The 15,659-nt window shown below is 37.2% G+C and carries 11 protein-coding genes; 4 read left to right on the forward strand and 7 right to left on the reverse strand.

Features of this window, described 5'->3' with window-relative positions; genetic code table 11:
• Nucleotides 1-16: 16 nt before the first annotated feature.
• Both OPU68_RS09465 and OPU68_RS09470 read left to right on the forward strand, forming a co-directional pair.
• Complete coding sequence (locus tag OPU68_RS09465; protein WP_498473739.1) at nt 17-1,648, forward strand: dihydrolipoamide acetyltransferase family protein; 1,632 nt, start codon at nt 17-19, stop codon at nt 1,646-1,648.
• Nucleotides 1,649-2,245: 597 nt separating this feature from the next.
• Nucleotides 2,246-2,983, forward strand: a complete 738-nt coding sequence (locus OPU68_RS09470; RefSeq protein WP_498473740.1) for a DUF2490 domain-containing protein — start codon at nt 2,246-2,248, stop codon at nt 2,981-2,983.
• Nucleotides 2,984-3,043: 60 nt separating this feature from the next.
• Here the strand turns inward: OPU68_RS09470 and OPU68_RS09475 are convergent, their stop codons facing one another.
• The 3 genes from OPU68_RS09475 to OPU68_RS09485 form a co-directional block, all read right to left on the reverse strand.
• The gene (locus OPU68_RS09475; protein ID WP_028122411.1) at nt 3,044-3,490 is read right to left on the reverse strand and encodes a phosphohydrolase; all 447 of its coding nucleotides are present in this window, start codon (nt 3,488-3,490) and stop codon (nt 3,044-3,046) included.
• Complete coding sequence (locus tag OPU68_RS09480; protein ID WP_498473741.1) at nt 3,491-3,796, reverse strand: hypothetical protein; 306 nt, start codon at nt 3,794-3,796, stop codon at nt 3,491-3,493.
• Nucleotides 3,797-3,872: 76 nt separating this feature from the next.
• Nucleotides 3,873-6,353, reverse strand: coding sequence for an FtsK/SpoIIIE family DNA translocase (locus OPU68_RS09485; protein ID WP_498473742.1), 2,481 nt, complete (start codon nt 6,351-6,353; stop codon nt 3,873-3,875).
• A gap of 325 nt (nt 6,354-6,678) precedes the next feature.
• Between OPU68_RS09485 and OPU68_RS09490 the strand changes: the two genes are divergently transcribed.
• Nucleotides 6,679-9,987, forward strand: a complete 3,309-nt coding sequence (locus OPU68_RS09490; protein ID WP_498473743.1) for a cytochrome c biogenesis protein — start codon at nt 6,679-6,681, stop codon at nt 9,985-9,987.
• Nucleotides 9,988-10,285: 298 nt separating this feature from the next.
• Here OPU68_RS09490 and OPU68_RS09495 read toward each other — a convergent pair whose 3' ends face one another.
• From OPU68_RS09495 to OPU68_RS09505, 3 genes are all read right to left on the reverse strand, one after another.
• Nucleotides 10,286-10,486 (reverse strand): hypothetical protein, encoded by a 201-nt coding sequence (locus OPU68_RS09495; protein ID WP_498473744.1) that lies wholly within the window; start codon nt 10,484-10,486, stop codon nt 10,286-10,288.
• 104 nt (nt 10,487-10,590) lie between these two features.
• A complete protein-coding gene (locus OPU68_RS09500; protein WP_498473745.1) occupies nt 10,591-11,475 on the reverse strand; it encodes a tyrosine-protein phosphatase in 885 nt (294 codons plus the stop codon).
• Nucleotides 11,476-11,547: 72 nt separating this feature from the next.
• On the reverse strand, nt 11,548-13,197 hold the full coding sequence (locus OPU68_RS09505; RefSeq protein ID WP_498473746.1) for a peptide-N-glycosidase F-related protein: 1,650 nt from the start codon (nt 13,195-13,197) through the stop codon (nt 11,548-11,550).
• A 162-nt stretch (nt 13,198-13,359) separates the two neighbouring features.
• Between OPU68_RS09505 and OPU68_RS09510 the strand changes: the two genes are divergently transcribed.
• A complete protein-coding gene (locus OPU68_RS09510) occupies nt 13,360-14,253 on the forward strand; it encodes an SPFH domain-containing protein (RefSeq protein ID WP_498473747.1) in 894 nt (297 codons plus the stop codon).
• 56 nt (nt 14,254-14,309) lie between these two features.
• Here the strand turns inward: OPU68_RS09510 and OPU68_RS09515 are convergent, their stop codons facing one another.
• A complete protein-coding gene (locus tag OPU68_RS09515; RefSeq protein WP_498473748.1) occupies nt 14,310-15,656 on the reverse strand; it encodes an AAA family ATPase in 1,347 nt (448 codons plus the stop codon).
• Between the last annotated feature and the right edge of the window lie 3 nt (nt 15,657-15,659).

The following is a 15,659-nucleotide window of genomic DNA, read 5'->3' on the forward strand; positions in this document are numbered from 1 at the left end:
TTTTATAAAAAAAATTATGGCAGAAGTAATTACGATGCCCCGCTTGTCGGATACGATGACGGAAGGCAAAGTTTCAAAATGGCACAAAAAAGTTGGTGACACTGTAAAAGAAGGTGATATTCTTGCAGAGATCGAAACAGATAAAGCAGTTCAGGATTTTGAATCCGAAATCAACGGTACACTTTTATTCGTGGGCGTAGAGGAAGGTTCTGCTGCACCGGTAGATTCTATTTTGGCAATCATCGGTAAAGAAGGAGAAGATATTTCTTCACTAACTAATGGCGGTGGTGCAAAACCAAAAGCGGCTGCTGAAAGCAAATCTGAAGAAGAATCCAAAACTCAGGGCGAATCTACAGATGTAGAACCTGCTGATGAAGGTTCATCTTCTGCAGATATTCCAGAAGGTGTAGAGGTGATCACAATGCCTCGTCTTTCTGATACAATGACCGAAGGGAAAGTTGCCAAATGGCAAAAGAACGTTGGTGACACTGTAAAAGAAGGTGATATCCTTGCAGAAATTGAAACTGACAAAGCTGTTCAGGATTTCGAATCTGAAGTGAACGGAACATTATTATACCAAGGTGTTGCTGAAGGTGACGCTGCGGAAGTGGATAAAATATTAGCAATCATTGGCCCTGCAGGAACAAATGTTTCCAGCGTGGTTTCCGGTGGCGGTAAAAAAGCAGCTGCTCCAAAAGCAGAAGCAAAATCCGAAACCAAAACTGAAGATAAAAAAGAAGAGGCTCCAGTAGCTGCATCTTCTACAGGTGAAAGAATCGCAATCTCTCCTTTGGCTAAAAAAATTGCTGAAGATAAAGGTGTAGATTTCTCAGGCATCAAAGGTTCTGGTGAGAACGGAAGAATCGTGAAGAAAGATGTTGAAAATTATCAGCCGTCTGCTCAACCGGCAGCAGCTTCAGCTCCGAAAGCGGTTTCTGCTCAGCCAAGTGTAGCATTCACGCCAGGAGAAGATTCTGAAACGGTTAATTCTCAAATGAGAAACATCATCGCTAAGAGATTGGGTGAGAGTAAATTCACTGCGCCTCATTATTATCTGACTGTTGAGATCAACATGGATAAGGCGATTGAAGCGAGAAAAGAAATGAATGCTGTACCAGACACCAAAGTATCTTTCAACGATATGGTAATCAAAGCGGTTGCAGTGGCACTTAGAAAACATCCACAAGTGAACTCCTCTTGGGCAGGTGACAAGATCATCCACCACGGGAATATCAACGTTGGGGTAGCAGTAGCTGTTCCGGACGGATTGGTAGTTCCGGTACTGAAGAATACAGACTTTATGTCTTACAATGACATCTCTGCATCTGTAAAAGATATGGCTGGAAGAGCGAAAACAAAAGCTCTGAAAGCTAACGAAATGGAAGGTTCCACTTTCTCTGTTTCAAATCTTGGAATGTTCGGGATCGAGACGTTTACATCGATCATCAATCAACCGAATTCTGCAATTTTATCTGTAGGAGCAATTGTTGAGAAACCAATCGTGAAAAACGGACAGATTGTTGTTGGAAATACAATGAAATTGTCTCTAGCTTGTGACCACAGAGTAATTGATGGTGCAACAGGAGCTCAGTTCTTGCAAACATTAAGAACTTACCTGGAAAGCCCATTGACGCTTTTACTAGGATAAAATTTTATTCGAAATATTTTATAAAAACCTTTCAATTCTGTTGAAAGGTTTTTTATTTTGTTACGGAAATTGAGTTTTTGGGAAGTAATATTAGTCTATATTTTGATCTAATGTTTTGAATTAAATTAAAACTTGTTTTGGTTAAAACAGGTTGTTTAGACAAAAACACAATTTGTATTTGGTTTAACTGGTTTGTTTAGAGAAAAACACAACTTGTATTTGGTTTAATTGGGTTGTTTAGAGAAAAAAACAATTTGTATTTGGTTTAATTGGGTTGCTTAGAGAAAAACACAACTTGTATTTGGTTTAAATGGGTTGTTTGGAGAAAAACACAATTTTGTATTTTCTTTAAATATAAATATCTGAAAGAAAATATAATTTATGTTGACAGTTTCTACTGAAAACCCAAGATGCGTAAGGGATGGAAGTGGTTATCCTTTTTGTCTTGGACTTAATGTCAATTTGGAAGGCAAATGTTCCGGACAAAAAGATAGTAACGGACAGCCCGGCCCGCTTGTTTTTTGCTGAACTGAAACTTTAATTAAAAGATCAAAACGTCTGAGCAAAAACAAAGGGATACGCCCAAATAATTATCATTTGAATTTGAGATTTGATTATATTTGTGCCGTGAAAAAGCTTGTGTTTTTATTCGTTTTTGCAGGGAGTTTTGTCTTTGCACAAGATCATCTTTCTGGATTCAATATGATGTCTTTTACGTACAAGGCAAGTCCAAAATTGATGGCTTATGTAGAACTGCAAACCAGAGCCAGACGGGATTATACGATCATCGACTATTACGAAACGAAAGGTGGAGTTGGTTATAATATTACCAAAAACAATCAGGTTTTTGTTGGTCTCGGCCGTTATGGAACTTACGAAAAAATGAAAATCTCTCAGGAAGAATTCCGGATGTGGCTTCAATATACTTTCACGCAGCGACTTGGAAAATTGAAACTGGATCACAGGGGTAGGGCAGAGCAGCGCTATTTCTACGCCAGCCAAACGGGCGAACATACCAAAGCGAACCGTTTCCGATACCGACTGAGTGCGACTTTGCCAATTAATAAAGATAAAGTGCAGGAAGAGACATTCTTTGTGAATGCTTTTGAGGAAATTTTTCTTGGACCTGTGGATCCAAACTTTAAGCGAAACAGAACTTTTGCCGGTTTTGGATATCAGTTTAATAACAGCTTATCCGTGACTTCGGGTTATATGTTCCAAAGAGAGTTTGCTGCGAAAGGGAATGATAATTTTCACTTCCTGTATTTCGCTCTCAATTTCACCATTGATGGAACAGATGAGGAGAAAGATATTGTGATTCCGATGGTGGATTAATTCAATAAAAAATAATTAAAAAGGTCAAATAGAACATCATCTATTTGACCTTTTTAATTTCTAATATTTTTCTATCAAATAAAGATAAGCTTTCAGATATTTATTGAAACGTTTCAGATCTTTTTCTTCCAGCAATGTTGTGCATCTTGTGAGATCCATATTGTCTCTCAGATCATTTAGTTTTACGGCAACTGCTAAAGGGCTTTTTTCGATTCTTGCAACGAAAGCATCATAATCGATGTGTTCTTCTTCGCGTTTTGTGAGACATTCCACCGCTTCCAGGATATGTTCGGGGAAACCTTTTTCTCGCAGAAATTCTAATGGAAATTCAGGATTATCTTCCACCACATCGTGCAGAACACCGACAATCTTTTCATCGATGGTTTTTCCGGCGTTCATCACTCGGAAAACGTGTCCCAGATATGGTGCATCGTATTTGTCGGTTTGTTTTTTGTGTGCTTTGGTAGCTATTTTTATGGCTTTGTAGAGTAGTTCGTGTGTGGACATTTATTTGTTCTTTTCTTTTTTATTGAGGTCGGTCGAATCTTTATTTTGAGGTAATTCCGAATATTGCTGGCTTGGTTTTTTGTTCAGCATCCTGTATTGGGAAGCTTTCGCAGAGTCTACATTTTTGTAAAATGCAGCACTGTTGTTCTCTCTTTTGATTTCATTAGTTTTTGTAGAATCCGCTTTATTATAAGGATTTGCTGGAATCTTATTCTCGCGTTTTTCGCTTGGTTTTTGTTCTTTTAATTTTTGTGAAAATACCAATCCGAATGATAGCGTAGTTAGGAGTAAAATTACTTTTTTCATCGTTTTAAATTTTAGATGAATTTATAAAAAAAACCTTAACTAATTGTGTTAAGGTTTTATTAAAGTATAGTCTAATTTACCTCCCTTTCAATTCATCAAACAACCGTTCCAAAGACCCAAGATCCGAGATCAAAACCTCTCTTGCCTTCGCACCGTTGAAACCGCCAACTACGCCTGCCGCCTCCAACTGATCCATAATTCTTCCGGCTCTGTTGTATCCCAATTTAAGTTGTCTTTGAAGCATTGATGTCGATCCTTGTTGCGTAGAAATGACGATTCTAGCTGCATCTTCAAAAAGCTGATCTTTCTCGTTCGGATCAAAGGCACCAACTGTAGAACTTCCTTCCTCGCTCGAGTATTCTGGCAGAAGATAAGCGTCCGGATAACCTTTTTGCTCGCCTACAAATTCCGCAATTCTCTCTACTTCCGGCGTATCTACAAATGCACATTGCAAACGTGTCAGATCATTTCCGTTGAAGTAAAGCATATCACCTCGTCCTACCAATTGCTCCGCTCCAGGCGAATCCAAAATAGTTTTGGAATCAACTCCCGAAATTACACGGAACGCAATTCTCGCAGGGAAATTCGCTTTGATCATACCGGTAATTACGTTTACGGATGGTCTTTGTGTCGCAACAATCAAGTGAATTCCAATCGCTCTTGCCAGCTGAGCCAGCCGTGCAATTGGATGTTCAACTTCTTTTCCGGCAGTCATAATCAAGTCTGCAAACTCGTCAACTACCAAAACGATGTATGGTAAATATCGGTGCCCGTTTTCCGGATTCAGTTTTCTTTGGGCAAATTTGGCATTGTATTCCTTGATGTTTTTACAGAATGCATTTTTCAAAAGGTCATAACGCTGATCCATTTCGATACAAAGTGAATTCAAAGTATTGATTACTTTCGCATTGTCTGTGATGATCGCATCTTCCGTATCAGGCAGTTTTGCGAGATAATGTCTTTCAATTTTTGAATATAAAGAAAGCTCAACTTTCTTAGGATCAACCATGACGAATTTCAGTTCGCTCGGGTGTTTCTTATATATTAAAGAAGTAAGGATGGCATTAATCCCAACAGATTTTCCTTGTCCCGTTGCTCCGGCCATCAAAAGGTGAGGCATTTTTGCAAGATCGGCAACGAAAACTTCATTAGAAATAGTCTTTCCAAAAACGATTGGAAGATCCATATCAGCCGTTTGGAATTTCGGCGATGCGATCACAGATTTCATAGAAACCATGGTCGGGTTTTTTCTTGGAACTTCGATTCCGATGGTTCCTTTTCCTGGCATAGGCGCGATGATACGGATTCCTAATGCGGAAAGATTTAATGCAATATCGTCTTGTAATTTTTTGATTGCAGAAACTCGAATTCCTGCTTCCGGTACGATTTCGTAAAGTGTAACAGTCGGTCCTATCGTCGCTTTAATCTCAGAAATTCCGACATTAAAGGTTTTTAATAAACCAACAATTCTGTTTTTATTTTCTTCGAGTTCGTCGTGGTTGATTGTGATCTCTTCGTTGCCGTAATCTTTCAACAGATCTACTGAAGGCATTTGGAATTTGGCAAGATCCAGTTTATGATCATACAATCCGTGTTTGCTTACGAGGTCGTCAGATTTTTGCTGCTCGGCATTTGGAACATATACTTCCTCTTTTTTAACTTCAATGTTTAATGTGATATCATCAGCAGGTTTAGTAACTGGAATATCTGTAATCGGCTTTTCAACAACTGGTTTGTGAACAGGAGTTTCAGTAGATAAAACAATTTGTTCTGGCTGAGTTTCTTTAATATCTTCAACAAAAGTCGTTTTATTTGGCGTTTTGATTGGTTCAAAATCCTGAGTCACTTTGATATTACTGAAATCATTGTCTGTCTTCGAAACTGATTCGTTGATAGACAATTTTTCAGTTTTAATGTCGTTTTCCAACTCTTCATCCGCTTCAAATTCCTCATCAGAATCCGGCATCAGACCTTTCAGTTTTCCGAAAGTATTATCATTAATATCATTCAGTTTGTTTTTAATAGAACTTGGTCTCAGATTGAATTCCAAAACAAAATACAAAGCAAAACTTACCAAAAGTACCATCCAAAGACCAACTGAACCGATATAAGATTTCAGGTAATCCATAATCTGATAACCGTAAACACCACCCAAAACGCCTTCACCATTGGTAACGGCTCCAAAGAAAATCGGAACCCAGCAAATGAAAAATAAACTGTGAGAAATCGTCTTCCAGGGCTTGAAATAAGTCTTTTTGAAGATCAAAGTTCCAAAGACTAAAAGCAAAAATGCTACGATAAAAGCCGCAACACCAATACTTTCGAAGATGAAAAGATTGCCAAGCCAATCGCCGATTTTTCCGAATAGATTGGAAGATACAACCGTTTTGTCAGCCATAGTACCTGCCTGGCTCTGGTCGGACTTCCAGTTCATCAGATAGGAAACAAAAGAAAGCGTAAGAACAACCGATAATATGATAAATGTAATACCGGAAATGATTCGTGGCTTTGATATGATTTTGCTTGCAGCAGTGGGATTATTTAGTTCTTTACTCATTTTGAAAATCGACAATAGTTGCAAATTTAATGTTTTTTATCAGTCATATAAATTGTTAAGAGATATTTTTAAATTATTTAAAATGATAAAGATTTTACCCATCTAATTTCCAATGAAAAAAGCCTTATTAAGAATGTTTAAAAATAAGCTTAACACCTTTTAAAATGACAAAAAACAGTTTTTTTTGATGCCGTTATAGTTTATCATCCTTATTTTTGTAAACTTATAAATTTCAGAATGAAAGCGCTAGAAATTAAGCTGACAATAAATATTGATGAGCATTTGGCGACGACATCTGACAAACAAAAACAATAGATATCTAACTATGAAAAAGATTCAGGATATTCTTATTTCTACGCGGACAATGGCGCTTCTCTTGCTGGTTTTCGCAATTTCTATGGCTGTTGCCACTTTTATTGAAAACGATTACGGAACACCAACTGCAAAAGCTCTTATTTATGAAGCAAAATGGTTTGAAGCCGTTATGTTTTTATTAATATTAAATTTCATTGGCAACATCGGACGTTACAGACTTTTCCGAAGAGAGAAGTGGCCGATTTTGGTTTTTCACTTGGCTTTTATTTTAATATTCATTGGTGGAGCCATCACACGTTACATCAGTTTCGAAGGGACAATGCACATCCGTGAAGGCGAAACCAATAACGAAATCGTAACCGACAAACATTTCTTCAAAATAAAAATCGAGGAAAAAGGAGAACAGCAGAATTACCACGATGTCCCCTATCTGATGTCACCACTTCACCATGATTTTCAGGCGACGTATGATTTCTTAGGAAAAGAAAAAATCGTTGTGAAAGCTTTGGATTATATTCAGAGAAAAAAAGACAGTCTGGTTGTTGGATCTGGTAAAGAATATCTGCATCTGGTTTCTACAAGTGATATGGGTGGTCGTCAGAATATTTATCTTGGCGAAGGCGATGTTCAGAATATCAACGGAACTTTGGTAAGTTACAATAGAACGGCAATCGACGGTGCGGTTGAATTCCAAAAGAAAGACGGACAACTTTACATCAAAACACCTGTGGACGCAGCTTTTATGACGATGGCAACTCAGGCAACCGGAACTACTAAGAAAGATGAATTCCAGCCTTTGGTTTTAAGAAGTCTTTACACCATCGATCAATTGAAATTGGTAATTCCGGAGGGTACTAAACGAGGAAAATTGGTGTCTTATGAAGGCGACAAACAAAAAGACAAAGACGTTCCGGATCTATTGAGAGTAGAAGTGGCAGGACCGAAAACAAAACAATTGGTTGATTTGGTAGTAGAAAAAGGAAATCCAAATAATTACAAACAGATCAAAGTGGATGGACTAGACATTATGCTTGGATTCGGACCAAAGATTTATTTTACGCAGCCTTTTGCACTTAAATTGGAAAAATTCGTGATGGAAACATATCCGGGAAGTTCTTCACCGTCTGCTTACGAATCTCATGTAAAAATTGTGGACGAAGGCAAGGAAACGCCTTACAATATTTATATGAATCACGTTCTTGATTACAAAGGTTACAAATTTTTCCAGGCCAGTTTTGATCCGGACAGAAAGGGAACTGTTCTTTCTGTAAACCACGATTTCTGGGGAACTCTCATCAGTTATATTGGTTATGCATTCTTATTTACCGGGATGTTTGTGACGATGTTCTGGAAAGGTTCCAGATTCTGGAGTCTTAATCAAATGTTGAAGACCATCAGCAAGAAAAAAGCAACAGCTGTTCTTTTACTATTATTAAGTTTCGGGCTCAATGCTCAGAAAATTGATATGCACGGAACAGACGGTAGCCACGAAGGTCATTCCCATTCAACTGAAGCAAAACCAACGTCTCCAAACAAAAATCCGGCAGTCATTGATGCGGATGCAATGGTCAAAAATATCGAAATCAGTAAAGAACACGCGGACAAGTTTGCTTACTTATTGGTTCAGAATTACGAAGGTCGTATTGTCCCGTCAAACACGCAAGCCATTGATATTCTTCATAAATTGACAAGCAGAGACAAGTTTCAGAATTTAGATGCCAATCAGTGGTTCCTGGCTGCGACAATAGACCCAATGTTCTGGGCACAGGTAAACATCATCAAAATTGAGACTGCAGGTAAAGTTGGAAAAGACCTTAAAGCAAAAACAAAAGCTACAGAAGAAGGTTTTACAAGTTTGATCAAATTATTCCCAGCCGATAAAAACGGAAATCTTCGTTTCGTATTAGAAGATGATTTTAATGAAGCATTCCGCAAAAAATCGTCTGAAAGAACAAGATATGACGAAGCTGTAATCAAACTGAACGACAAAGTTCAGGTTCTAAATGGGATTATGTCTTATCAATATTTCCGAACAGTTCCGGTTAAAAACGACTCAAATCACACCTGGAGTTCTGTAATGACGCCGAATTTTGAACCGGATGAAAATGCACAGGCAGTTTTAGGTCCATATCTGTCAAGTGTCCTTTTGGCAACACAAGGTGGAAGTTGGGCAAAAGCGGATGCTGAACTATTGAAAGTAGAAGCGTATCAGCAGAAATGGGGCAAAAATGTAGTGCCTTCCGAAAATAAAGTAAAGCTTGAAGTCCTAATCAATAAACTGGATATCAACTTCAAATTGTTGATTTTCTATACAATCATTGGAAGCATATTATTGGTTTTAGGTTTTATTGAATTATTTAAAACCAGCAAAATAATTAATAAAGTAATTAAAGTTTTTATTTATATTGGAGTAGTTGGCTATATTTTCCATTTCCTAGGATTGGCTGCAAGATGGTATATATCCGGTCACGCACCTTGGAGCAATGGTTACGAGGCGATTATCTTCATCTCATGGGTAGGTATTTCGGCGGGATTAATGTTCTACTTTGGAGTTGGAAAACCTTCCTTAGCACAAAGAGCTGCAACAGCTACAATGAAATTAGTTGGGAACAATGCTAATGCTTTGATTCCTGCAGCCGGCTTTATGGTAGCAGTTATTATGATGGGATTTGCGCATGGTGGTTCTGCACTAGATCCGCAAATCACACCATTGGTTCCGGTTCTGAAATCTTACTGGCTGGTGGTCCACGTGGCGATCATTACATCCAGCTACGGATTCTTCTCTTTATCAATGCTGATTGCAATGATTTCATTGATTTTCTACATCATCGCCAACAAAGAAACTTTCAAAAGACACAACGATACAACGCTTAAAGAATTGGCCATCGTCAGCGAAATGTCTCTTAATATTGGACTATTAGCTTTAACTATCGGAAACTTCTTAGGAGGAATCTGGGCAAACGAATCCTGGGGACGTTACTGGAGCTGGGACCCGAAAGAAACCTGGGCTTTCATCTCGATTATGATTTACTCTTTTGTAATTCACATGAGATTAGTTCCGGGATTGAGAGGAAGATACACATTCCACGTCGTAACGATGTTTGCATTCTGCTCAATGGTAATGACGTATTTCGGCGTGAATTATTATCTATCCGGACTGCATTCCTACGCCAAAGGAGATCCTATTCCGCTTCCGCTGTGGGTTTACATCGGTATCGGATATATGATTGCACTTTCTGTTGCCGCTTGGTTTAAATACAAAAAACTGCACAACGATCTTCATATCAAAGGTGATGAAAGAACGCAGGTTGAACCTTAATTTGTAAGATAATTTGCCGAACTATAAATTCTCCTCCATTGGAGGTGCATTTCAAAATTTATTTCGAAATACGGGGTGGCACATAAGCAAAATCATAAAAATAAATTTATAATTTAATCAAAAAGATCAGTCTGACTATCAGTCTGATCTTTTTGATTCATATTCTCCTTCTAATCCCAGTATCATCATAAATCTTACTTTATAATAAAACATTATCAAAACCGCAGAGCGGTAACCTAATAATAGAAAACAACAAACATTAAAAGCCTAGCTCCATAGGAGCGACCTGTAATTTACCTTAATTACTGACAAAACTACCAATGTAGGTTATACTTTTAGCATTGGCGGTTTCAAAACTACCGATGGCGTTTATACTTTTGCCGTTGGCGTTGACAAAACTACCAATGGCGGTTATACTTTTACCGTTGGCGTTGACAAAACTACCGATGGCGGTTATACTTTTAGCATTGTCTTTGACAAAACTACCGATGGCGGACATACTTTTAGCATCGGCGGTTTCAAAGTTACCAGTGTCATTTGTATAGTAACAGATGTCGAAAATAATTTAAAAAACATATAATTAGCAATTTCTGAAAGCTAAAGCTATTTCAAAAACTTCTTAATGTAAGCTTCCCGCTGCAATTCAGAAATTCCCAAAGCCTGATGAATATAATTATAGAATGATCCATACTTTTTATCAATCTCATCAAAAGCAGCCTGCAGATAATCTCGCTCTATCCAGCTTGTCTTTTCGATGACGCCAATGTCCAGTTTAGGAAACACGAAATGCAGATTATCAGCGAGATTCAATCGTTTATTGATGACGTTTTTTCGAAGATCATTCGAAACCAGATATTCCTCAAAAATAACATCATTATCGAATTTCAGGATCTTCAAAATCAAAGCCGTGATCATTCCCGTTCTGTCTTTTCCTGCAGTACAATGGTAGAGTATAGGCTGATCAAAATTCAGGATTTCTGTGATGATTGTCTTAATAACCTCAGGATTTTCCGAAACATAATCTGTATAAAATTTCAGCATTCTTTTTTCAGCATCAGCTTTTCTTATTTTTCCCTTTAACGCCAATTTTTTCGCATCCTTCATTTCATCATTTTTATCTTCAAAGGCCGGATAGTTTTTATAAATAATCTTGCTGGGAAGATTGTCAGTTTCTTTAGCGATTTCCTGTTTGGTGCGAAGATCAATCACTTTATTAATTCTAAGCTTTTCGAAGTCATCAAAAGAATTTGATCTTAATTGATGAAGATTTCCGCCTCTGTAAATCAGACTATCTTTCAAAATTTTCCCTTCCTGATTCTTAATTCCGCCCAGAAACCTGAAATTATTCACTTTCTTAATTTCGATTTGATTCTTATCAGCAAGATCAGAAAATTCGGGTTGAGACGCAATGTGAGCTTTGCAAGAGAATACAATAAAGCCAATCACTAAAAATCCAAAATACTTCATTACATCAAAACGTTTATTCATAAGGCATGTTTTCCGGGAACAAAAATTCCCGCTTATTTCTAAGCAGGAATTTAGTTATTATTAATGATAAACTTACTGTTTCACAATTTTCTGTGTCGATGATTTTCCATCAGCAAAGTCAATCTTCATCAGGTAAACTCCGGCTGGCAGTTTGGAAATATTGATTTTAGAAGTAGAATCTTCCAACAATTGTTTTCCGTCTGTCCCGAAAACTGTGACTTTGGACACTTTAGAACTGGTGTTGATATTCACAAAGTCTCTCGTAGGATTTGGAAAAACTGATACTTTTGAAATAGAAGTTTCTTCCGTTCCTAATGCTTTGATTATTGTTGAAAAAACTGGTCCATGCCAAACGCTGTTAGTTCCATTTGTGCATTTAGATTTTACAAATATTTCGTAAGTCCAGTTTAATGTAAGATCGTTACGTGAATCTACCGGTTCATTTTCTATTTGACGATATACTTCAAAAGTTGAAGGATAAGTAGCTCTTCTGCCCCAAAGTGCTTCCCATTGAGTTGCGTTCCCATTTTCTTTCCAGTCGATATCGATTTTTGGTCCGTTTTGACTTACAATTCTAAGATCCGTAGGAGTTGCGCAGATTAATTGTCCACTTTTTTGATTCTGAATATACATCGATATTGGGAAATAACCTTGCCCGTCTTTGAAAACTGCATCCGGAACATTTAGTTTGATCGTATGTTCGCCCGCAGAGAGATTTCCGAGCTTTACCTCTCTATTAGGGATTGCATCTCCCGGACACCAATTGTTCCAGGACATCCAGTTTCTCAAGGGTTTTGCAACTGTTCCGTAGATGCCGTTGCTTTGCGTATTAAACTGTCTGTAATCTTCGCAGGTTTTACCGCCCGGTTTGTATTGATGAACCAACTGATTGTCCAGATAAACATAATGTTCTCTTCTGATGTATTCTTCACCACCAGAATTGGATCCATGATTAGAAGTTGTGAGATACAAAACAGCATTTTGAATCGGTTGATCCAATGTGAAAGTTACCAATCTGGTTGTTTGTCCCGGAACATCCGTTGCGTTATAATTGTTCAGGTCTTTACGATAGGAAAGTGGTAAAAGGAAATTTTGAGAGGGCGTTGCTGTGCCGCTTGTGATAAATTCCAGATTTCCGCGGAAAACATCTGTTCTGTCTGCGCAGCCGACAACCTGTGTGTTTGCCGCCGCAGAATAACCGTCTGCACGGAACTCAATCCAGAAATCATAACTCGCAGATAAAGCTGTGTCGTGAAGAATATTAGAAATATTATCAACCTGATAAGTGTAAGGAACTTCTGTCGGAGAAACGTTCTTATTCATGAAAGGCGTGATGAAACGTCCTATTTCGATACGTTTGATATTGGCTTGATTAAAAGTGTAAGTCGTACTTCCTTTCGGGACAAGAACCAGATTGACTCCAGCAATCCTGTCGTAGTTATCACAGGCAGCTTTCAAAGTAATTTTCATCGTCACACTGCTTCCCATGGATGCAATTTCAGTATCTGTCAATTTTCTTGAAATAATATCCTGCTCATAAGCGTGCAGTCTGATGGCTCCGGCTGGGATTTGAGAGAAGGCTTCCGGCGGCATCGTTTGACCTTCGCCCAGATAATGATACATACTGTAAAACGGAACATCATTGAAAACTGTCACATTCTGAGCCAGGAAAATGGAGTTTGTAAAAATTCCGGCAATTGCAAAAAATAGTTTTTTCTTCATATTAGATTTATTATTCTCACAAATTTATCAAAATGTTTATTAATAATGGTATTTAAATAAGTTATATGTAAGATTTTGTTTTATCAAATAATGATTCTTTAATATTGATTTTGAGTTGCTAGAGTTCGATAAAAAGGCTATCTTTAAGAAAAATAACAAATTATGTATTTAGTAGGAATATTAATCTTTTTTGGACTTATTGTCCTTTTTGCTTCTTTTTTCACCGTTAAGCAGGAAACAGCAGCTCTTGTGGAGCGTTTGGGAAAATTCCATTCTGCGAGACATGCTGGTTTACACCTAAAAATTCCGTTCATCGATCAGATTTCCAAAAGAATGAATCTTCGTATTCAACAATTGGATGTGATGATTGATACCAAAACGCTTGATAACGTTTTTGTTAAGATGAAAATTTCTGTACAGTTTCAAGTGATTAGAAATCAAGTGGCAGATGCTTTTTATAGATTGGAAAGTCCGCACGATCAGATCACTTCTTACGTTTTTGATGTTGTAAGAGCAGAAGTTCCAAAACTGAAATTAGATGATGTTTTCCTTAAAAAAGATGATATTGCAGTTGCAGTAAAAGCTGAACTTCAGGAAGCGATGCAAAGTTATGGTTATGATATCATCAAAGCTTTGGTAACAGACATTGATCCCGATGATCAGGTAAAACATGCAATGAACAGAATCAACGCTGCCGAACGTGAAAAAACCGCAGCCGAATATGAATCTGAAGCACAAAGAATCAGAATTGTAGCCGTTGCAAAAGCAGAAGCTGAATCCAAAAAATTACAAGGGCAGGGTATTGCAGACCAGAGACGAGAAATTGCAAAAGGTCTGGAAGAATCAGTAAAAATGCTGAATGCAGCTGGAATTAGCGCTCACGAAGCTTCAGCCCTGATTGTTGTGACGCAACATTATGATACTTTACATTCCATCGGTGCAAATAATAGATCCAACTTAGTTTTGTTGCCTAATTCGCCAACAGCGGCGAGTTCACTACTGAATGATTTGGTAACATCTATGGCAGTGTCCAAAAAAATTGAGGATACAAATTAAAATTTAAGATCAAATAATTTTTATAAATCAAAGCCTGAAAATTTTTCAGGCTTTTTTTATTCACCGTTGGTATGAAATCCAATTGTTCTGACAGGATCTTCTTTCGCTTTGTAGGTTTCTAGTTCGTGTTTCAGATCATTTATTCTTACGATAAAACGATCATAAGAATTGTTTTCTGCTTCGGATAAAAATTCCAGAACATTGTTAAGGTATTCGCCAGTTAACTTGGATGCAGATTCCTTCAAAGATGCTTCTATAATGCCGTCTGCAATCTTTATATTTTCTGTTTTGTTTTTCAAGTACAGGCTTCTGATTCGTTTTTTAAGACTCTGAGTGAAATCCGTAATCATGGTATTGGAGAAAACTTTCATTTTTTCTGCCGTTTCCTGCCAGAAGGGGAGTTGGTCTGCATTGTTGTGTTTTAATATTTTAAGCAGAGTTGCATTTTTATTCAGATTTTTTGTCATATTAAAAAGAAGCATTTCCGCTCGTTCCTGTTTATTGGCAGGAAAAATCGGAATCAGAACATCGAATCTTCCCGGAGCAAGAATTTCAGATTCTATTCCTCGTAATTCTTTCGCAGAACCGATCATCAGAATGTTTTCTTTTTCGAATTTCTCGATGTAATGGAGTGTACTTTCTTTTACTTCCTCATAATCCGTATTTGAGACTTGATTCTCCGTTCTTTGCATCATTATTTCATCAAAATTTTCAACAAATAAAATGATCTTATCTCTTTTAAGCATTTGAGAAAGATATTCATCAAAATTTGCTTTTTTATCATTAATTAAAATCGATTTTAACTGAGATTGTCTTACTTCAAAAAAATCGAAATTAATCATTTCAGAAATTTTCTTCGCCCAGAAAAATTTACCACTTCCAGGCGGACCATAAATAATAATTCCAGCTGCTTTCTGGATGCCCCAATTCTCGGACTGTTCAGGATTCACAAATGGTTCCAGCATATCAGAAATATAGAAAAATAAGTCTCTGTAACCAATAAAATCTCTTTGCTTGAGTTCTGTTTTGTCCCCGAAATAATTATAAATAAACTTATAATTCCCACCAAGTTGATGATCTATTCCGAAAGTTGAAATAGATGATTTGAAAAGGCCGTTATCATAAATATTCGGTAATTTATTTTGTATAACCTGTTCAACTTTTTCTTTTGGCTGATGGATTTTTTTTGCGATTTCGTCGGCGGTTTTTTCTTCATTCAGATCCTTTTCATAGTTTTTTAAAAATTTCTGATTTTCTACTGCGAATTTTTCGAAATTTTGGGTAATATTGAGAGTTGGAGAGAGGCAATCCGAAATTTCAAGATCAAAATCCTGAATAAACTGTTTGATGCTTTCTTCAGAAACATCCAGTTTTTTGGAAAATTCTGTTATATTTTGAATCATTTT

It is taken from the genome of Chryseobacterium sp. TB1-D10, assembly GCF_059803555.1.

Bases quoted from the DNA above. Each gene is read 5' to 3' on its own strand.
- OPU68_RS09465 (WP_498473739.1), top strand. From the start codon at position 17: ATGGCAGAAGTAATTACGATGCCCCGCTTGTCGGATACGATGACGGAA.
- OPU68_RS09475 (WP_028122411.1), bottom strand. From the start codon at position 3,490: ATGTCCACACACGAACTACTCTACAAAGCCATAAAAATAGCTACCAAA.
- OPU68_RS09480 (WP_498473741.1), bottom strand. From the start codon at position 3,796: ATGAAAAAAGTAATTTTACTCCTAACTACGCTATCATTCGGATTGGTA.
- OPU68_RS09485 (WP_498473742.1), bottom strand. From the start codon at position 6,353: ATGAGTAAAGAACTAAATAATCCCACTGCTGCAAGCAAAATCATATCA.
- OPU68_RS09490 (WP_498473743.1), top strand. From the start codon at position 6,679: ATGAAAAAGATTCAGGATATTCTTATTTCTACGCGGACAATGGCGCTT.
- OPU68_RS09495 (WP_498473744.1), bottom strand. From the start codon at position 10,486: ATGTCCGCCATCGGTAGTTTTGTCAAAGACAATGCTAAAAGTATAACC.
- OPU68_RS09500 (WP_498473745.1), bottom strand. From the start codon at position 11,475: ATGAATAAACGTTTTGATGTAATGAAGTATTTTGGATTTTTAGTGATT.
- OPU68_RS09505 (WP_498473746.1), bottom strand. From the start codon at position 13,197: ATGAAGAAAAAACTATTTTTTGCAATTGCCGGAATTTTTACAAACTCC.
- OPU68_RS09510 (WP_498473747.1), top strand. From the start codon at position 13,360: ATGTATTTAGTAGGAATATTAATCTTTTTTGGACTTATTGTCCTTTTT.
- OPU68_RS09515 (WP_498473748.1), bottom strand. From the start codon at position 15,656: ATGATTCAAAATATAACAGAATTTTCCAAAAAACTGGATGTTTCTGAA.